Raw genomic sequence first — 18,022 nt, 5'->3', positions numbered from 1 at the left:
CGGTGCGGACCATCACCGTCGTCATCGGAGCAAGGGAAACCAGGGAGGTGCTGCTGGCCTGGGGAGCGGCAGGTCTCGTCCGGCCGTTTCTGTGGTGGGAGGAGGAGAAAGAAGGCAGGCACTGGGTACGCCGCAGCGATCAGGACACCGAACCGGTCCCGCTGCTCGACGCGCTGGCGGCGGTCAAATACGATCGCGTGCGCCTGCTCTGCCTGCAGACCTTGACCGGAAGCGAGAGCGACTCCGGAGCGGTCGCACTTTCCTTGCGGGTCAAGGGCCTCGTCGAGCGTCATCTCGGCCGAGGCCAGCGACTGTCCACAGTGGGCGTCCTGGTGCCGTTGACAGGGGTGGCGAAGGTGCCCCGATCGGTGCTGTCGAACCGGTGGGACACCACCGCGGTCGTGGTGGACCAGGACGGCGTGGATCCCCTCCACACCAGCCGCGAGATCCACACCGCCGGTGATCTGGCCGCGCACGCCGCCCTCGCGGTCGCCACGATCGGGGGGATCTGGCCGGGGATGGACGACGCCCCGTTCGACGACGACGTGGCGGGTGCCGGGCACCAGGAACCCCGCGTCCGGCTGGTGCGCGCCCACGCGCGTGCCCTGCGCGGCGACGGCATCGCCGCGGAACTCGTGCGCACGACGCTGTCGCACCGCCGCGATCCGGAATGGGTGGCGCTCCGCGCGAAGGCCGTGCCCGCCGCGGATCCGGACGGGATCGTCGAGCGTGCCACCGTCGAGTTCCTGGACGGGCCGGGAGTACGGGTGCGCCGCACGCCGTACACCGGCCGAGGTCGCCGTCCTCTGCGGATCACACCGGTGCAGGTGTTCCGGCTGCTGGGACTGTTCGTCCGCGGGCGGATCCCCGAACTGCGCCGGGAACTCGGCTCGGTGGTCGTCGACGGGGCCCATGACCGGGTCAGGCGGTTCGCACTGCGGCTCCAGGTCGAAGCGGAGACCGGTGTGGTGGTGGGACTCGACGACCGGAACCTGGACACGGGAAAGCTTCCAGATCTGGAGGTCACCAAGGGCACGGTGGACCTGGCGCGGGCGTTGCTCTCCGACGTCGCGAGGCACGCCAGGCCAGGCGGATTCACCGCCGAGTGGACGCGCTTGCGGCAGCTCGCCTTCGGCCTGGCCGACGCGGGAAGACTCCCTGACGGCTGTGTGGAACCGGTGTCCGGCGCGCGGCGCGAGGTGCTCGGCCCGGCATCGATCAGCCCGGCTCCGCCCGCCTCGGAGAAGTCGCTGCGCGAATGGCAGGACGAACAGCCCGGTTCACTGCTGTCCGGTATCGGCACCCGCCTGTTCGACGACGCGAACGCCGCGAAGAACGCCTTCTTGGCCGCGTTGAAGCGCCTGCGTGAGGCAGCGCCGGCGTTGTCCGCGAGTTTCACGCTGACGAAGCGGCTGTGGTGGGCCTGGCTGGTGATCTGCGTGCTGGCCGTGACCGGGACCGTCGGGGGCCTGGTCGCCGGCTTCACCGGAAGGCTCGACTGGTCGCGGGCCGCGCTGCTCGCCGGCGGTTCCGCCGCGGGCTTCGTCGTCTGTTCGGCGATCGTCATGACCTATGGGCTCCGCCTGTGGCTGTCCGACGCGCGCGGGTTCATCCGGATCACGACCGAATACGAGGACGCTCACCGCGTCGCCGAACACGAGGCGGCCGAACTGATCCGGCTCACGACCGCGTGTGGCGAGTATCAAGAGGTGGCCATGACGATCGCGATGGTCACGCACTCCGGCTGCGACGGTACGGCGGCGCCCACCGTGACGCCCGCCGACCTCGCGGCGCTGCCCCGGCCGTGGGCGTTCGGGGTGGCTGCGGCCGAGATCGCGCCGCCGACGCTGGCACGGCTCACGGCGATCGTCGGCGGCCGGGCGTTCGTCGGCGGCTGGATCTCCGCCTTGTACGAGGGAATCGTCGCGAAGTCGATGTCCGCGCTCAAATTCGACAGGGGACTCGCCAAAGCGGATCCCCTGCCGGATCCGGACACCGAGCCCGCCGCCCGCCGGGCACTGTGGACGGACCTGCGCAAAGGCGCGGCAGAGGAGCTCCTCGTCGAGGAAATCCGCGCGCACGTCATCGACGAGCTCCCCGGCCAACGACTCGAAGAGCTGTTCCCGACCGTCTCGCCCGTCGACGGCGAACCGACTCCGGCCATCTCGTTCTTCACCGGCCTCCGGGCCACGGGGGAGACGGGCGAAGGGACGTTCAACACCCGGTACTGGAACGCGGGGTCCGGCTACCGCGCCGTCACGAACGCGACACGGGTCTGGTTGCCGGAAGCGCTGGGCCCGGAGCACACGGCGACCTCGACGCCGATCGGCTCACCGGATCTGGCCGAGGACCCCGTCACCGCGCATTCCGCGCGACTCGACGCGACCCCGCCGATCGTCTGGTCCGATCTGGCCCTGTTCGCCCGCGAGCCACTCGCCGACGAACCGCCCGCCACCGAAATCGTCGGCGACGTCGGCTGATCCGGACATCAAGGAGCATGGGAATGACCGACCAAGATCGATCCGCCGAGCAGCAGTACGACGTCTGCCTGTCCTTCGCCGGGCAGCAACGCGACTACGCGAGGGAAGTCGCCGAGCTGTTGGAGGCGGAAGGCGTCAAGGTCTTCTTCGACGAGTACAAGACCGTGGACATGTGGGGCGAGGACACCTACACGCATCTCGACGAGGTCTACAACTACCAGTCGCGGTTCTGCCTGCTGTTCGCCTCCGCGGACTTCGCGCGCAAGGTCTGGCCGAACCACGAACGCCGCTCCGCTCAGGCACGCGCCATCCGCAGCGCGGGGGCCTACATCCTGCCGATCCGCTTCGACGACACGAAGATCCCGGGGCTCCGGGAGACCATCGGCTACCTCGACGCGAGGGACGCTTCACCGGCCACCGTGGTGAAGATGCTCATCGCGAAAATGAAGCGCACACCGGTCCTGAAGACGGTCAAGGGGACCATTCTGGTCCTCGCCACCGAGAACCCGGACCTGGACCTCGACCGGATCCTCGAAATCGCCCTCACCCGCGGCAGGGTGGAGGTTCCGCCGGAGTTGCGGTCGCGGACTGCTTCCCGGAGCACGGCGGTGATCCCGGTGTCGGAGCGAACGGCGGCCGAAGTGCTGTCCACCGTGATCCCCGCGCTCGAATCGGTCGCCGAGGACCGGCTCGCCCGGCTGTCCGGCACGACCTTCCGGATCGGTGTGCACGAGGGCGAGGTGCCGGCAGGCAACGGCCTGCGGTGCCTCGACGTCGCCGCGACCGAAGCCTCGGTCACCGCGGCCGTCGTGGACGAAACGCTGGCGGCCGCGCCCAAGGCCGACTGCGTGGTGGTCGCCTCGCAACGCATCCATGACCACGTGCTCCGGACGGGACGCGCCGGTGCGGCGAGCTACCGGCAGGTGACCCAGCCGGACGGCAGCGCGCTCTTCCTGCGCGTGCCCGGCTACGCGAAGCCTCCGGTTCCCGGGGAACCGAAGGACACGGCGCCGGGCAAGACGATGAACACTGTCTTCCTCGGTCAGGCCTCTGTTCATCATCTGGGCGACAACAACTACGGGGGTTCGAATGGCTGACGACGAAGACGTCACCCCGGAGGAAGGATCGGACGAGCCGGCGGCCGACGCCGAACCGCAAGAATCGGAGCCCGAACCAGCGTCACAGCCTACATCTGAGCCGACACAGCCGGACGATGCCAAGGAAGGCGCGGAGGCGGAACAAGAGCCGGCCACCGATCCTGCCACGTGGAAGGAGCTGAACCACAACTTCGACGAGGCCCTGCGATCGTTGCTCGGTGACGGCGGGTTCCGGTTCGGCGGGACCGGTACGAACAACATCTTCTTCGGGTCGACGTCGGTCGCGACGCTCGGCGACAACTACTCGTCCGAGAACGCGGGCCGCTTCGGCCCGACCTTGCGCAGCGGGCCCGTCTCGTCCGCGATGCTCGACCAGATCCGGGCGTCCTTTGTGGAGCCCGCGGGCTATCAGCGGCTGAGGCAGGCCCTGGAAGAACGTCAGTTCGTGTTCGTCAGGGCGCGTAGCGGCTCCGGGAGGACGACGACCGCACTGCGCCTGCTCGACCAGACTTGCCGTACCGGGGTGCGCAAACTCGATCCCGACACGAGGCTCAAGGCCTTGGACGCCAACGATTTCGAGGACTCCCACGGCTACCTGCTCGAATCGTTCGACCCGGATCAGGCGGCAGGGCTCCGACTGTTCCACGCCGAAAGGCTCAGTCAGTTGATGCGGGACAAGGGTTGCATGATGATCGTCATCCTCGGCGAGACCGCGCCGCTGCCCGCGGGCGAATTCGGAGAGTTCGTCATCGATGAGCTCGGCGCGATCGAACCGCAGACCCTGCTGACCCGGCACCTCAAGTGGCACTTGCGTGGGGCGCCCACCGAGAGCACGGCCGACTCACTGCTCAACCGGCCCGAAGTGAAGGAGATCATCGCCGAGGTCACCGAGGACGTGCCGCCACGAGAACTTGCCGAACTCGGTGCACTGCTGGTCCAGGTGGCGCATGACCGCATCGGCCTGGACGGGGTCCGTGAGCGGTACTCCCGAGTGGCCAGGGCCAGTTTCCTGAAATGGTTCGATCGGGAGTCCGACCCGGAGCAGCGGGCCTTCGAGATCGCCTTGGCGGTGCTCAACAACGAGACGGTGACCTTGGTGTCCGACGCGGCGGCCATCCTCGCCAAGCGGATCAAGGCGGTGGAGGTCCCGCGTCGCTTCGACCGGGCGAAACCGTTGTTCAAAACCCCGCTCCAGACGCGGCTCACCGCCGCCAAGGCCGAAGTCTTCCAAGACACCTTGCAACTGAAGTACGGCGACGTGGCGGTCCGGAAGGTCCGGTTCAACGACGACCGATTCCCGCGATGGCTGCTGGACCATGTCTGTGATCAGTACAGCGAGGAATTCGAGATCGTCCGGGAATGGCTCACCGAGCTCGGTGAGCAGAACAACGATCGGCTGAGGATGCGGGCGGCGGTGGCCGTCGGCCTGTTGAGCGGTTACGACTTCCCCTCGATCTACAGCAAGATCATCAGCGAGTGGGCGACGGCTGACAGCTACGCCCCGCGGTGGGCGGCCGCGGCGGCCTTGCAGTTACCCAGCGGGGACCCGGCACTGGGCCGGGTGATCAGCAGGCTGCTCACCGATTGGATCAAGAAGCCGGACATGCCGATGGCCTTACGGAGGACCGCGGCACAGGCCCTTGGCACGACCGAGGCGATGAGCGCGGACAAGGTCCTGACCCTGCTGAAGTACGCGGCGCGGCAGGGGGATTTCGTTCTCTCTTTCGCGATCTGCGAGAGTCTCTGCCGGCTCTTTCGGCAACCGGAACGACGGCCGGCGGTGCTGGAAACCCTGCTGAACTGGACTGCGGACGAGAGATTCCCGTATCGGCGCGAGACCGGCCTCAGGGCACTGATCTTCATCTCCCGCTGTCTGGACGACGTGGAAGTGGCCGAGAGTGTCGAGGAGTGGCCGATCTTCCTCTGGGTGGCCGATCAGGACGTCTGGCACCGCGAACAGATCCTCACCCTGTTCGGCCGGGTCCTGATCGCCGCGGGATTTCTGCACGGCGGCTATTCCAGGATCACCAACTGGGTCCGGCGGGCGCGACGCGATCAGACGCTCCGCGTGCCGCTCGCCCGTTTTCTCTACGACGTCGGCAAGGAATCCGGCGAACTCGAAAGCATCCGCGAACACCTCGAATACTTGGCCACCGCGAAGCGGAGCCTGGCCGGAACCGCACGGACACTACTGCTCCATTTCGACGAAAGGACCGTGAGATGAGTGAAGAACCGGCTGACGACGGCAAGGTCGTGCGCACCATGGACGTCAGCCGGGCGAGCCTGCGCAAGGTCAACCCGGCCTCGTCGGGGCATACGGCCATCGTCTACCTCACCAGGCGCGGTACCTACGAGCTCGCGACCAGCAAGCTGACCATGGGCGAACTCTGGCTGGACACGCCGAGCGAGATGTACACCGTCGACCTCACCACCCATGACGACGTCCTCTCGCTCGAACTGCCGTCACGAGAGGAAGCGTTCCGCTTTCCCGCCACCGTGCACGTCAGCTGGCGGGTCTCCGACCCGATCATCGCGGTGCGGACCGGGCTCAACGATCCGGTCGGTCAGGTGCGACGTGCTCTCGAAGGACAGCTGCGCACGGTCACCCGCAAGTTTTCGCTCACGGAGAACCCCCAGGCGGAGGCCGAGATCAACGCGATTTATCAGGGCAAGCCGATCGTCGTGTCCCCGGCGCTGCTGATCGACCGCTGCTCGGTGCTGATCGATCCTGAAGCCGGCCAGCGAAGGCATGTGGAGGAACTGCGGGTGACCGCGCACGACAGGCAACTGTCCATGCTCAGGGAAGAGAACGATCTCGCGCTGAAGAAGCAGCGCATGGACATGTACAGCGAGGCGTTGCGCGCCGACAACATGAGCATGCTCGCCCTGGTGCTCGCTGGACACGGCGAGGACGCCAAGGCCGTGATCAACCTGGTGCTGCGGGAAAAGGACAAGAACGCGGAGCAAGCCCGCGGTGTCCTGGACATGTTGATCGAGAAGAAGCTGGTCAACCGCCACGACGTCAAGGAGATCATGAACGACGCGGCCAGGACGGTCGCGGATCACATCGGCGACGTCAACCCGCTCGCCGCGCGCACTCCGGTCGCGGTCGAAGAGAAGCCGCCGCCGACACGGGTCACGAGCCGCCGCGTGGACGACGACGATGACGATGATGATGACGAAGACGACGATGCCTGATGCCGTTCTCGTGAACCCGATTTCGGGCCTTCCACTGATCGGCGGTCTCTTCGGTCTCCTCGACGAGGCCGCCGACCGGCTCGGGTTCGCGCTGTGGTTCAGGATCTTCCTCGGCTTCGTCTACGCGGCAGCCTTCGGCTATCTCATCGCGTGGCTGCTCGTCACGTACGTCGTGCCATGGGCGGGCTCGGCCCTGTGCCGGCCCGCCAGGAAGGTCGGCGAAGGCCTTCGGTTCGTCCTGCTCGTGCCGGACTGGGCGCTCAGCCGTACCTTCCGGCGGTCGGGTCACATCCCGCCGCAGGTGGTCTACGACTACGGCGGCGTGGTCATGAGATTCGTCGACCGGTTACAGGAGGTCATCGAGCGCGGGCTGCCCAAACTCGCCGGCAGCCGCGCCGCACCGCGCTGGCTGCTCCTGGTGTTCGTGGCCGTCTGGTTCCTGGTCTGGGGCACTTCGCTTCCGCGTTAGGCCATGACGGGTCGACCCTGAGGCGGGACCAGGGAAAAGCCCGGATGTCCCGAGCGCCGTCCGCTCCTACCGTCGTGGTCATGATCCGACGGATACTGCTGACGCTGCTCGCCGGCGCGGCGGTCTTGCTCGTGCCCTGGACCGTCTACCTCGCGCACACGCTGCCCGACCGGTACGACACCGGCCAGTGGCGCGCGGCCTGGGTCGGATTCGACGTCGCCTTGTTGCTCTGTTTCGCCGCCGGAGCGTGGCTCGGGCTGCGACGCCGCCGGGCGGCCGTGCCGCTGCTGTCCGCCACAGCGGCGATGTTGTGCTGCGACGCGTGGTTCGACGTCATGCTCGGCTGGACGTCGGCCGAGCGGTGGGCCAGTGTCGCCCTCGCCGTCTTCGTCGAGATCCCGGTCGCCGTCCTGCTGGCCCTCGCCGCGAGGCGGCTGCTGAGCACCGCGATGCCGAAGCGATTGGTGACCTTGCGCGACATCGCGATGCGCGAGGACCCACGATTCCAGCGGGTGACGCGGGAGCTTCCTGCGAGCGCGGAGGAGGTCGCGCGCCGGACGGGTCTCGAAAGAGCCGAGGTCACCGAATGCCTGAAGACCCTGCAGGACACCGGTTTCGTACGCCGTGACCGGAAAGGGAACTGGATTTCGATCCCGCAAGACCTGCGTGAGCCGAGGCCGGACGACTACGACGGCGCGGACCGGGAGCGGGTCACCGCGTTCCTTGACGCGAAGTACGCGAACGAGGTCGCCCTGCTGTCCTGGGCGGCCGCGCACCGCGACGAGTTCGGCCCTTGGTCGACGGCTCAGCGGACCTCGACGCGGCTGACCGAAGCGGAATTCCGCGAACTGGAGGCCGAGTACCGCGAGCTGATCACGCGGTACTGCCAACGCCGTCGGCGTCCGGCGGCGGAAGAGAAGGAACTCTCGGTGCGCTTCTACGCGTTCCCGCCGCCGGCGACCGTGCCGTCCTAAGGGTGCCGCCAGGCCAGGAACGTCTCCAGCGTGGTCAACCGGTGCTCGCGCACGGCCAGTTCGATCTCCCCGGCGGGGGCGTTCCGGTCGAACAGGTCGAGGATCTTCTGGTGCTCCTGCACGGATTCGTGCGCGCGACCGGGCACGAAACTGAACGTCGACGTGCGCAGCCCGGCCAGCCGGTTCCAGCCGCGGTTGACCAGGTCCAGCACCTGCGGATTGGGGCAGGTGCCGAACAGGACGCGGTGGAAGTCGCGGTTCAGGGCGGTGAACCGCGACGGCTCGAAGTTGTCCAGGCAGGCCGTCAGTTCCGCGTTGAGCCCTTTGGCCTCGTCGAGCACATCGCCGGCCAAGGACGGCGCCGCCAGCGCGGCGGCGTAGCCCTCGACCAGCGCGAGCGTCTGCATGGTGTGCTGGTAGTCGCTCTCGTCGACCATCGCGACCTGTGCGCCGATGTTGTGCTCGTAGGTCACCAGCCCCTCGGCCTCCAGCCGCCGGACCGCCTCGCGGACGGGCACGGTGCTGACCCCGAGTTCCTGCGCGATCTGCCCGAACACCAGGCGGTAGCCGGGGGAGAAGGTGCCGTCGTCGATCCGCGCCTTGATCCAGTGGTAGGCGATCTGCGACTTGCTCTTCGCGGTCGAGTTCACCGCGTCGCCAGCGGTCACGAGTAGTGCAGCCAGACTGATTTGATCTCGGTGTACGCGTCGATCGCCCACGGCCCCATCTCGCGGCCCCAGCCCGACGCCTTGTACCCGCCCCAAGGCGCGGCCATGTCCGGGATCGGCGGCATGTTGACGAACACCGCACCCGCCCGGATGCCATTGGCGAACCGCTGCGCGACACCGAGATCGCGGGTCCACACGGTGGCCGCGAGCCCGTATTCGGTGTCGTTCGCGCGCGCCAGGAGTTCGTCCTGATCGTCGTAGGCGGTGACGGCGAGGACCGGGCCGAAGATCTCCTCGCGCATGATCGTCATGTCGTCGGCGACACCGGCGAACAGCGTCGGCTTGTAGAAGTAGCCTTCGCGGTCCAGTGTCTGACCGCCGGTGACGAGATCGGCGCCCTGTTCACGACCGGTCGAGACCAGGAAGTCCACGTGCTCGCGGTGCTTCGCGGACACCAGCGGCCCGAGCTGGGTGGACTCGTCCAGGCCCGGTCCGAGCTTGAGGCCCTCCAGCCCGGCGGCCAGCTTCGCGACGAACTCCTGTTCGCGCTCGCGGTCCACGAAGAACCGGGTGTACGCCGCACAGACCTGCCCGCTGTTCAGCGTCGCGCCCGCGAGGTTGCCCGCGACGGCGGCGTCGATGTCGGCGTCGCGTGCGATGATGCTGGGCGCCTTGCCGCCGAGTTCGAGGGTGAGCCGTTTGAGGTTCGACTCCGCGCTCGCCGCCGTGATCAGCTTCCCGACCGCGGTCGACCCGGTGTAGGACAGGTGGTCGACGTCGCCGTGCCCGCTCAGGAGCGCGCCCACCGCGCCGTCACCGGTGACCAGGTTGACCACTCCCGGCGGGAAACCGGCCTCGGCCACCAGTTCGACCAGCCGGATGCTGGTCAGCGGCGTGACCTCGCTGGGCTTGATCACCACGGTGTTGCCGGTGGCCAACGCGGGCGCGAGCTTCCACACCAGGATCATCAGCGGGAAGTTCCACGGCGTGATCAGCGCGTTCACCCCGACCGGCTCGCGGCGGGTGTAGTGCAGCGTGTCCGGGAAGGACACCGGGTTGGTGGTGCCCTGGATCTTGGTCACCCAGCCCGCGAAATACCGCAGGTGCTCGGCCGCGCCGGTGACGCTGACCTGGCGGGAGATGCCGATCGGCTGACCCTGGTCGCGGGTTTCGAGCGCGGCCAGCTCCTCGTGGTGCGTGTCGACCAGGCTCGCCAGCTTGAACAGCAGCGCGGCCCGCTGGACCGGCAGCAGTCCCGCCCAGGTGGGGTCGTTCAGTGCCTTCCGTGCGGCTCCGACAGCGGCGTCCACGTCGGCGGCCGACGCGGTGCCGACGTCCTCGATCACCTGGCCGGTGGCCGGATCGTACGTCGGCAGGGACCCACCTCCGGCGGTGGTCCACTGTCCGTCGATGAACAGGCGTGTGGCCATGGCTAGCTCCTCCTCGACCGGTGTGTGATCGAGTATCGGGCGCACCGGGCTCCCCGGTCTTGCCCGCCAGGGCACGCCGATTGTCGGCCAGCGAACCGAATCCGCCGGACGTCCTCGCGCCTTGCGAGGGTGGGGGACATGGACGTCATCGTGGTGGGAGCGGGTTCGGCCGGTTCGGTGGTCGCCAGGAGACTGGCCGACTCGGGAGCGTGGGTCACCCTGCTCGAAGCGGGCGGGCCGGACACCAACCCGGCCATCCACGACCCTTCGCGGGCGGGGGAGCTGTGGCACGGCCCGGAGGACTGGGACTACTGCACCGTGCCGCAGCCGCACGCGGCGAACCGGCGGCTGCACCTGCCGCGCGGCAAGGTGCTCGGCGGGTCGCATTCGCTCAACGCGATGATCTGGGTCCGCGGCGCTCCGGCCGACTACGACGGCTGGGACCTGCCCGGCTGGCGGTGGGACGACGTGCGCCCGGTCTTCGAACGGATCGAAAAGGATCTGCTCGACGTCGTGCCGAACGAGCCGCTGCACCCGATCCAGCAGTCCATTGTGGACGCGGCCGTGCAGACCGGTCTGCCGTTCAACCCGGACTACAACGGGGACGAGCTCGACGGCGTCTCGGTGCAGCGCGTCACCACGAGGGACGGCAAACGGCTCAACACCTGGCTCGCCTACGGGCGGCCCGCGGCCGAGCGGATGACCGTCCACACGGGAGCGCTGGTCCACCAGTTGCTCTTCGAGGGCGACAGGGTGATCGGTGTGCTCGCCGAGGTCGACGGCGAACTGCGCAAGGTTTTCGCCGACGAGGTCGTGCTCGCCGCCGGTGCGCTGGCGTCACCGGCGATCCTGCTGCGCAGCGGGGTCGGCCCGGTCGACGAACTGGAGATGCACGGCATCGACGTCGTCGCGGAGCTGCCGGGCGTCGGGAAGAACCTGCACGACCATCTGCTCGCGCCGGTCATCTTCGCGACGGACCGCCGTCAGGTCGACCCGCCCGCGCCCGGCCGCTCGGTCACCCAGACCCATCTGTTCTGGCGCAGCCGCCCGGGGCTGGCGGTACCCGACACCCAGCCGATCCACTTCAGCGTGCCGATGTACGAGTCGTGGATGACGGGTCCGGAGACCGGGTTCTCGCTGATGGCGGGCATGGTCACACCGCGCAGCCGAGGCAGTTTGCGACTTGCGGGGCCGGACCCGGACGACATGCCACTGATCGATCTCGCCGCGCTGGAGGATCCGGCAGACTTCGAAAGCCTGGTCGCGTCGGTGGAGCAGTGCCGGGAGATCGGCCGGGCGGCCGCGCTGGCGGAGGGCTGGGGTGCCCGCGAGCTGTACCCGGGGCCGGACACCGACGTCCGCGAGTACGTCCGGCGGACCGCCATCACCTACCACCACCAGGTCGGGACCTGCCGGATGGGCACCGACGCGGACTCCGTGGTCGATCCGGAACTCGCCGTGCACGGCATCAGCGGGCTCAGGATCGCCGACGCGTCGGTGCTGCCGCGGGTGACCACGGGCAACACCAACGCGCCGGCGGTGCTGGTCGGCGAGCAGGCCGCACGGTTCATGCTCCGCGGATAGTGCGGCGCAGCCAGGAGGCCCGGGCGGCGAGCGCGGCCCGGGTCACCTCGCTGTCCGGGGCGAACCGGTCGAAACCGTGGTACGCGCCCGCCCAGACGTGCAGTTCGGTGGGCACGCCCGCCAGCCAGAGGCGCCGCGCGTAGTCGACGTCCTCGTCACGGAAGACCTCGGCCGCGCCGACCTCGATGAAGGCGGGCGGGAGCCCGGCGAGGTCGGTCGCGGTCGCCGGGACCGCGTACGGCGAGGTCTGTCCCTTCAGGAGGGATCGCCAGCCGAACTCGTTGGCCTCCCGTCCCCAAACGCCGCGTTCCGCGAATTCCACTGTGGACGCGGAGTCGTTGCTGCTGTCGATCATCGGGCACAGCAGCAGCTGCCCGGCCAGCGCCGGTCCACCGCGATCCCTGGCCAGCAGGGCGATACCGGCGCTGAGACCGCCGCCCGCACTACCGCCGCCGACGATCAGCCGGGCCGGGTCGAAACCGAGCTCGGCGGCGTTCTCGACCATCCAGGTCAGGCCCGCGTAACAGTCTTCCAGCGGCGCGGGATGCGGATGCTCGGGGGCGAGCCGATAGTCCACCGTCACCGCGACGAAGCCGAACTCTTCGACGAGCGCGACCATCCGGGGCAGGTCGGCGAACCGGTCGTCCAGCACCATGCCGCCACCGTGGATGTTGTAGAACCCCGGAGCGCCCTGAGCGCCGCGGGGTTTGACCACGGTGACGACGACGCCGGTACCGGGAACCGTCCTGTCTTCCCAGACGAGATCCCGGTCGCCGATCGCCTCGGCGCAGCTCAAGTTCATCTCGGCCATGGCCTGCCGCATGCCCGGCAGCGACTCCGCGCTCAACGGCGGTCCGGATGGCAGGCCTTTGAGCGCTTCGGCGAGTTCGGGGTCGAAGGCCGTCACGGTCCCTCCGGGTCGACGATGTCCTGGTCCGCCCAGTGCGGCGCGACGAGTTCACGGAGTTCGTCCGCGCCCACCCGTTCGACGAGGCCCACGGCGCCCAGGTTGTCCTTGAGCTGCTCGGTGCTCGTCGCGCCGAAGAGCGTGGTCGTGTTGGCCGGGTGGGTGAGGGTGAAAGCCAGGCACAGCTGCGCCGGCGTCGCACCCAGTCCGCTCGCGATCTTCGCGAGTTCCGGGGCGGAGGCGGCGATGCGCTCGCGGATGTCACCGGGGTCGCGGCCGACCTGACGGGCACCGCTGTTCTTGCCCAGCAGGACCCCGCCCTCGAAGATGTCCGAGGACTGGAGCGTGACCCCGAGCTCGCCGAAGACCTTCTTGAAGGGGGCACCGTCCGGAATGGACCGCCGGGCGACGCTGTACTTCAGCTGCGCGATGGCGGGTCCGGGCACGTTCTCCGCCGCGGCGAAGTCGTGCAGGGCACCGATCGTGCCGGCGGACCAGTTGTTCACGCCCCACTGCCCGATGAGCCCGGCCTCGCGGAGTTCGTTCAGATCCAGCACCAGCTGGTGCAGGTCGGTGTCCTCGCGCCGGAGATCGCCCAGCACCACCAGATCGGCGTGTTCGACGCCCGCGCGGAACAACGCGTTGTCCAGCTGGTCGCGGAGGCCGTGCTCCGGATAGCCCTCCAGCCAGAGCTTGGCGGAGAGCAGGTAGTCCTCCCGCCGGAGCCCGGCCGCGCGGACCATGGCGGAGAACAGCACGTCGGTGTAGACCGCGGTGGCGCCCGGGAAACCGTAGACGCCGACGTCGAACAGCGTGATGCCGGAATCGACCGCGGTGCGGACCAGGTTCACCGCCTCGCGGAAGTCCATCCGGTCGTAGGTGTGCCAGGAGCCGAGCGAGAGGACGCCGGTGAGCGGGCCGTCGCGGCCGATGCGGCGCTGGGGGATGACGGGCATTCGGGTCTCCTAGGGAAGGCGGGGATCGATGACGGCTTTGAGCTCGCCGAGCCGCGACATCGACTCGACGCTCTTGGACGCTTCGGACAGCCCGACGGGCGCGCTGAACAGGTCGTCCCAGGGCATCCGGTCGGTGAACGTGCGGAAGAAGTCCACCGAACGGTGGTAGTCGGCGATGTCGCCGTTGAGCGAGCCGACGACCGTGAGTTCCTTGCCCATCACGGTGCCCAGGGCCACGGGGGAGGGCATGGGGCCGGTGGACCCGACGATCGCGATGGTGCCGCGCTGGGCGGCGAAGGCCACGGCCTCTTCGCCGATGGTCGGTCCGCCGGCGAAGTCGAAGACGTGGTCGGCGCCGCGGCCGCCGGTGAGTTCCTTGACCCGTTCGACGCGGTCTTCGGCGGTGCCGTCGACCGGGATCGTCGCCGTCGCCCCGAAGCGTTCGGCGGTCTCCAGCCGGTCGGCGGGGCCGCCGATGGTGATCACGTCGCCCGCGCCGGAGATCCGCGCGACGGCGGTGGCGAACACGCCAAGGGCGCCGGCGCCCTGGACGACGACCGTCGCACCGGGACGGATGCCGCCGGAGCGGGAAACGGCCCGCAACACGGTTTTGCCCGCGCAGCCCGACATCGAGGCCCAAGTGTCCTTGACGTCGTCCGGCAGCAGAAGTTTGGCCGCGCCGGGCGTCACGTAGCAGTACCGGACGAGACCGCCGGTGGCGTACGGGAAGACGTCGGAACGCTGGAGGAAGCCGTACCCGCGCTTCTCGCAGGCGACCGGTTCGCGCAGGATCGTGCAGCCGTAACACTTTCCGCAGGTCGACTCGGACCAGCCGATGCGGTCGCCCTCGGCGATCTCCCGGCCGAGGGTGTCGGTGGTGCCCGGTCCGACAGCCACCACCTCGCCGACCATTTCGTGCCCCAGCACCATCGGGAGCATGCCGGGGAAGGTCATCTGGCCGGACCAGATGTGCACGTCGGTGCCGCACAACGTGGTGCAGGTGATCCGGACCAGCGCGGCGCCGGGTTCCGGCTCTTCCGGTAGCGGTAGTTCCCGCAAGGTGAGCGCGGAGCCGTGTTCGGTGAGCACCGCCGCTTCGGTTCTGTTGACCATCTTTTTAGTCTACAGTCGTAGGAGAAAAAGTCCAGATCCTGGAGGAAACCATGCCGTCGCAACGTATTCGCCCCGCTTCACTCGTGGTTCGCGGCGGTCCCGTGCTCACTCTCGACCCGGCGGGCACCGTAGTCCGGGCGATGGCCGTGCGTGACGGCCGGATCGTCGCCGTCGGTGACGTCGCCCTGGACCACATCGGCCCGGAGACCGGGGTGATCGAGCTGGCGGGAAGAACCGTCCTGCCCGGCATCAACGACGCCCACCTGCACGCGACCTGGCTGGGTGCCCGGTGGCCGGACACGCTCATCGGTGGTGCCGGGTTCACCGGAGGAGAAGAGAAGACGGTGCGGGACTCCGCCGAACGGCGGGCCGCGATCCTGCGTGCGGGCGAGCTGTGCGCGTCGCTCGGCATCACGAGCTACACCGAGCCCGGTCTGGGTCCGGGGGAGACGGGGTGCTTCGGCGCCGAGGTACTGGAGGAATACGCGGCTCTGGCGGCTGAAGGGCTCCTGCGCGCGAGGGTGACCGCGCTGCGGCTGTTCGGCCTGCTCGACGGCGCCAGCTCGCTGGCGGACTTCGAGCGCGGGCTGACGACACCGTCACCCGCCGCGGATCCGTTGTGGCTCACCGTGCCCGGCGTCAAGATCTTCGCCGACGGCATCCCGCCGATGCGGTCCGCGTGGACGCATCACTGTTATGCCGACGGTTCGCACGGTGCGTTGCTCGTCGACGGCGACGACGATCCGGGTCGCGCGGGCAATCTCGCCGCGATGATCCGCCTCGCCCACGACGCCGGGCAGGTGGTCGCCGTGCACGCCACGGGCGACCGCAGTATCGAAGCCGCCCTCGGGTCGCTTCGCCGCGGTGACCACCTGGTGCACGGGGACCTGGTGACGGCGGAACAGCTGGCGCGGATGGCTTCGGCGGGGGTCGGCCTGACCGTACAGCCCGCGATCGCGGTGGCGATGCGGGGGATGCTGGCGGACGCGCTCGGCGCCGAGGTCGGTACCCGAGCCTGGCCGCTGGCGGAGATACTGGACTCGGGTGTCCCGCTGACCTTGAGCAGTGACGCGCCGGTGGTCACCCCGGACTGGCGGGTGCACATCGTGGCGGCGGCCGGGATGCTGGAGGCGTCCGAAAAGGACTCCGCGCTGATGGATCGGCTGCTGCGCTGCTACACGGTCGCGGCCGCCGAGCAGGACGGTGGTGCGGAATGGAAGGGCTCATTGACCGTGGGCCGCGTCGCCGACTTCTGCGTGCTGTCGGCGAATCCGCTCGAGGTCGCGTTCGCGGACCTGCCGGACGTCGGTGTCGAACTCACCGTGTCCGGCGGCCGCGTCGTCTACTCAGGTGAGCAGTTGCCCGCCGTCGACCTGGAGGCTCACCCCGGTGAGATGGCCGGCGTCGGCGGAGGCGAGGAACAGGACTGACGGCACCACGTCGGCGACGGAAGCGATGGTTCCCAGCGGAATCCTCGCTTCCCAAGCCGCGCGGGCGGCGGTGTCCGAGGCGAAGCCCGCCGTCATCGGGGTCAGCACCGGGCCCGGTGCGACGGCGTTGACCCGGATGCCGTGCGGTGCCAGTTCGAGCGCGGCCGAGCGGGTGAGCGCTTCGACCGCGGCCTTGGTGGCCTCGTAATGGCCGAGTCCGGGGGTCGGCTGCCGGGCGCCGATGGAGGTGATGTTGACGATGGCACCCCGGGTCCCGGCCGTCAGCATGTGCGCGCCGACCGCGCGCGTCATCAGGAAGGTGCCGCGGAAGTTCACCCGCATGCACAGGTCGAAGACGCCGATGTCCAGTCCCACCAGGGGACCGCCGCCCCCGGCGAGGCCGGCGTTGTTGACCAGGACGTCCACCGCGCCGAACTGTTCGGTGATCAGCGCCAGGGCCGCGTCGACCGAACCCGGGTCGGAGATGTCGAGTTCGACGTGCTCCGCGCCGAGTTCCGCGGCCAGGTCGTGGGCCGCGCGCGCGTCGACGTCGGCGATGACCACGCGGTCGCCCGCGGACTGGAAGGCTTCGGCGACTCCGCGGCCGATGCCACTGGCGCCGCCGGTCACCACTACGAGTCTCTTGTTCATTCTACGATCGTAGACTAAAACTTGTTTCTGTTGCCAGAGAAAGGAAAACTCGTGCACGAGAAGCAGAACGGACTGGGCTTCGCCACTTCGGCGCTGAGCCTGGGCTCCTGGAACACCTGGGACCGCATGGAGTTCGACGACGCGGTGCGCCTGATCCGGCACGCGCTCGACGCTCGCGTCACGCTGTTCGACGTGGCCCACTACAACATGGGACCGCATTCCGAACAGTCGCGCACGGATCTGATCTTCGGCGAGGCCGTCCGCGCGGCCGGGATCAAGCGCGACGAGTACCAGCTGTGCGGGAAACTCTGGCTCTGGGACTACCCGAACACCGGTTTCGCCGAGCAGCTCACGACTTCGTTCGACCGCGTCGGCGTCGACCACATGGAAGCCGTCGTCGTCGGCGACTACTTCGAGCGGCCGGACATCCCGCGGATCGTCACCGAGGTGGCCGAACAGATCCGGCTCGGGCGCTTCGATGTCTGGGGAATCAACAACTGGCGCGCTTCGGATCTCGACCTGGCACTGGACTTCGCCGCTGCCGAAGGGCTTCCGGCGCCGGCTTTCGCTCAGCTGAAGTACAGCGTCGCGCGGCGTTCCATGGCGGAAGGTCCCTTCTACGGCCCGCATTTCGAGGCCGGCCGGCTGACCTTGCAGGCGTCGGACGTGTTCGAGGGCGGGGTGCTGCTCGGCAAGACCCCGGAACGGAAGATCGGCGCGGACATGGGCGGGATCCGGGAGTCGATCCGGGACGCCGCCTCGCGTGTCGCCGCCGTGGCAGGGGACTTCGGGGTGAGTACTTCGCAGCTGTCCCTGGCGTTTTGTCTCGCGTACGGGCCGGTGGCGAACGTGCTGTTCGGGGTGAGCCGGATGGCTCAGCTGGAGGACAACCTGGGCGCTGTCGCGCTGGCCGCTTCTCGCGGTGCGGAGGTTCGGGCGGCTCTGGAGGATCTCTGGCTTGACCGCTCGGTCGCCGCAGATGGGACCTTCTGACCGTACCGGGAATGCTATGAAAGGTCCTTTCCTTGCAAAATTTGCAAGGAAAGGACCTTTCATAGCGCGCGT

At 68.9% G+C, this 18,022-nt stretch carries 15 protein-coding genes; 9 read left to right on the top strand and 6 right to left on the bottom strand.

The features are described from left to right. The first annotated feature begins 2 nt into the window (after positions 1-2). From ACFOSH_RS03050 to ACFOSH_RS03025, 6 genes are all read left to right on the top strand, one after another. Positions 3-2,480: a hypothetical protein gene (locus ACFOSH_RS03050; protein WP_378237064.1), complete on the top strand. Its 2,478-nt coding sequence runs from the start codon at positions 3-5 to the stop codon at positions 2,478-2,480. A 23-nt stretch (positions 2,481-2,503) separates the two neighbouring features. Continuing rightward, positions 2,504-3,577 carry a toll/interleukin-1 receptor domain-containing protein gene (locus ACFOSH_RS03045; protein ID WP_378237063.1) on the top strand — a complete coding sequence of 358 codons (1,074 nt, stop codon included), beginning with the start codon at positions 2,504-2,506 and terminating at the stop codon, positions 3,575-3,577. Further along, positions 3,570-5,801, top strand: coding sequence for a hypothetical protein (locus tag ACFOSH_RS03040; protein ID WP_378237062.1), 2,232 nt, complete (start codon positions 3,570-3,572; stop codon positions 5,799-5,801). The genes ACFOSH_RS03045 and ACFOSH_RS03040 overlap by 8 nt, the downstream gene beginning before the upstream one ends. Next, positions 5,798-6,775: a hypothetical protein gene (locus ACFOSH_RS03035; RefSeq protein ID WP_378237061.1), complete on the top strand. Its 978-nt coding sequence runs from the start codon at positions 5,798-5,800 to the stop codon at positions 6,773-6,775. The genes ACFOSH_RS03040 and ACFOSH_RS03035 overlap by 4 nt, the downstream gene beginning before the upstream one ends. Beyond that, on the top strand, positions 6,768-7,244 hold the full coding sequence (locus ACFOSH_RS03030; RefSeq protein WP_378237060.1) for a hypothetical protein: 477 nt from the start codon (positions 6,768-6,770) through the stop codon (positions 7,242-7,244). The genes ACFOSH_RS03035 and ACFOSH_RS03030 overlap by 8 nt, the downstream gene beginning before the upstream one ends. Positions 7,245-7,324: 80 nt before the next feature. Next, on the top strand, positions 7,325-8,218 hold the full coding sequence (locus tag ACFOSH_RS03025) for a helix-turn-helix domain-containing protein (RefSeq protein ID WP_378237059.1): 894 nt from the start codon (positions 7,325-7,327) through the stop codon (positions 8,216-8,218). Here ACFOSH_RS03025 and ACFOSH_RS03020 read toward each other — a convergent pair. After that, entirely contained in the window at positions 8,215-8,886 is a 672-nt protein-coding gene (locus tag ACFOSH_RS03020) for a GntR family transcriptional regulator (protein ID WP_378237058.1), read from the bottom strand. The genes ACFOSH_RS03025 and ACFOSH_RS03020 overlap by 4 nt on opposite strands. Then, positions 8,883-10,316: an aldehyde dehydrogenase family protein gene (locus ACFOSH_RS03015; RefSeq protein ID WP_378237057.1), complete on the bottom strand. Its 1,434-nt coding sequence runs from the start codon at positions 10,314-10,316 to the stop codon at positions 8,883-8,885. Before ACFOSH_RS03015 ends, ACFOSH_RS03020 begins: the two co-directional genes overlap by 4 nt. Before the next feature lie 138 nt (positions 10,317-10,454). On the opposite strand from ACFOSH_RS03015, the gene ACFOSH_RS03010 reads away from it, so the two are divergent. Next, positions 10,455-11,900 carry a GMC family oxidoreductase gene (locus ACFOSH_RS03010; protein WP_378237056.1) on the top strand — a complete coding sequence of 482 codons (1,446 nt, stop codon included), beginning with the start codon at positions 10,455-10,457 and terminating at the stop codon, positions 11,898-11,900. Here the strand turns inward: ACFOSH_RS03010 and ACFOSH_RS03005 are convergent. The 3 genes from ACFOSH_RS03005 to ACFOSH_RS02995 are packed head-to-tail and all read right to left on the bottom strand — an operon-like array spanning position 11,884 to position 14,876. Further along, positions 11,884-12,807 (bottom strand): alpha/beta hydrolase, encoded by a 924-nt coding sequence (locus tag ACFOSH_RS03005; RefSeq protein ID WP_378237055.1) that lies wholly within the window; start codon positions 12,805-12,807, stop codon positions 11,884-11,886. The two genes, ACFOSH_RS03010 and ACFOSH_RS03005, sit on opposite strands and share 17 nt — an antisense overlap. Further along, positions 12,804-13,763, bottom strand: a complete 960-nt coding sequence (locus ACFOSH_RS03000; protein WP_378237054.1) for an aldo/keto reductase — start codon at positions 13,761-13,763, stop codon at positions 12,804-12,806. Before ACFOSH_RS03000 ends, ACFOSH_RS03005 begins: the two co-directional genes overlap by 4 nt. Positions 13,764-13,772: 9 nt before the next feature. Beyond that, positions 13,773-14,876: a zinc-binding dehydrogenase gene (locus ACFOSH_RS02995; protein WP_378237053.1), complete on the bottom strand. Its 1,104-nt coding sequence runs from the start codon at positions 14,874-14,876 to the stop codon at positions 13,773-13,775. 50 nt (positions 14,877-14,926) lie between these two features. On the opposite strand from ACFOSH_RS02995, the gene ACFOSH_RS02990 reads away from it, so the two are divergent. Beyond that, complete coding sequence (locus ACFOSH_RS02990) at positions 14,927-16,306, top strand: amidohydrolase (protein ID WP_378237051.1); 1,380 nt, start codon at positions 14,927-14,929, stop codon at positions 16,304-16,306. Here the strand turns inward: ACFOSH_RS02990 and ACFOSH_RS02985 are convergent. Further along, positions 16,223-16,939: an SDR family NAD(P)-dependent oxidoreductase gene (locus ACFOSH_RS02985; RefSeq protein ID WP_378237081.1), complete on the bottom strand. Its 717-nt coding sequence runs from the start codon at positions 16,937-16,939 to the stop codon at positions 16,223-16,225. The two genes, ACFOSH_RS02990 and ACFOSH_RS02985, sit on opposite strands and share 84 nt — an antisense overlap. 69 nt (positions 16,940-17,008) lie before the next feature. Here ACFOSH_RS02985 and ACFOSH_RS02980 point away from each other — a divergent pair, with 69 nt between their 5' ends. Beyond that, a complete protein-coding gene (locus ACFOSH_RS02980; protein WP_378237050.1) occupies positions 17,009-17,950 on the top strand; it encodes an aldo/keto reductase in 942 nt (313 codons plus the stop codon). The last annotated feature ends 72 nt before the right edge of the window (positions 17,951-18,022 follow it).

Origin of the sequence: Amycolatopsis speibonae (genome assembly GCF_042647925.1) — a bacterium.
GTDB classification, from domain to species: Bacteria; Actinomycetota; Actinomycetes; order Mycobacteriales; family Pseudonocardiaceae; genus Amycolatopsis; species Amycolatopsis speibonae.
This window is presented reverse-complemented; position numbering and strand designations above follow the sequence as displayed.

Bases quoted from the DNA above. Each gene is read 5' to 3' on its own strand.
- ACFOSH_RS03045 (WP_378237063.1), top strand. From the start codon at position 2,504: ATGACCGACCAAGATCGATCCGCCGAGCAGCAGTACGACGTCTGCCTG.
- ACFOSH_RS03040 (WP_378237062.1), top strand. From the start codon at position 3,570: ATGGCTGACGACGAAGACGTCACCCCGGAGGAAGGATCGGACGAGCCG.
- ACFOSH_RS03035 (WP_378237061.1), top strand. From the start codon at position 5,798: ATGAGTGAAGAACCGGCTGACGACGGCAAGGTCGTGCGCACCATGGAC.
- ACFOSH_RS03030 (WP_378237060.1), top strand. From the start codon at position 6,768: ATGCCTGATGCCGTTCTCGTGAACCCGATTTCGGGCCTTCCACTGATC.
- ACFOSH_RS03025 (WP_378237059.1), top strand. From the start codon at position 7,325: ATGATCCGACGGATACTGCTGACGCTGCTCGCCGGCGCGGCGGTCTTG.
- ACFOSH_RS03015 (WP_378237057.1), bottom strand. From the start codon at position 10,316: ATGGCCACACGCCTGTTCATCGACGGACAGTGGACCACCGCCGGAGGT.
- ACFOSH_RS03010 (WP_378237056.1), top strand. From the start codon at position 10,455: ATGGACGTCATCGTGGTGGGAGCGGGTTCGGCCGGTTCGGTGGTCGCC.
- ACFOSH_RS03000 (WP_378237054.1), bottom strand. From the start codon at position 13,763: ATGCCCGTCATCCCCCAGCGCCGCATCGGCCGCGACGGCCCGCTCACC.
- ACFOSH_RS02995 (WP_378237053.1), bottom strand. From the start codon at position 14,876: ATGGTCAACAGAACCGAAGCGGCGGTGCTCACCGAACACGGCTCCGCG.
- ACFOSH_RS02990 (WP_378237051.1), top strand. From the start codon at position 14,927: ATGCCGTCGCAACGTATTCGCCCCGCTTCACTCGTGGTTCGCGGCGGT.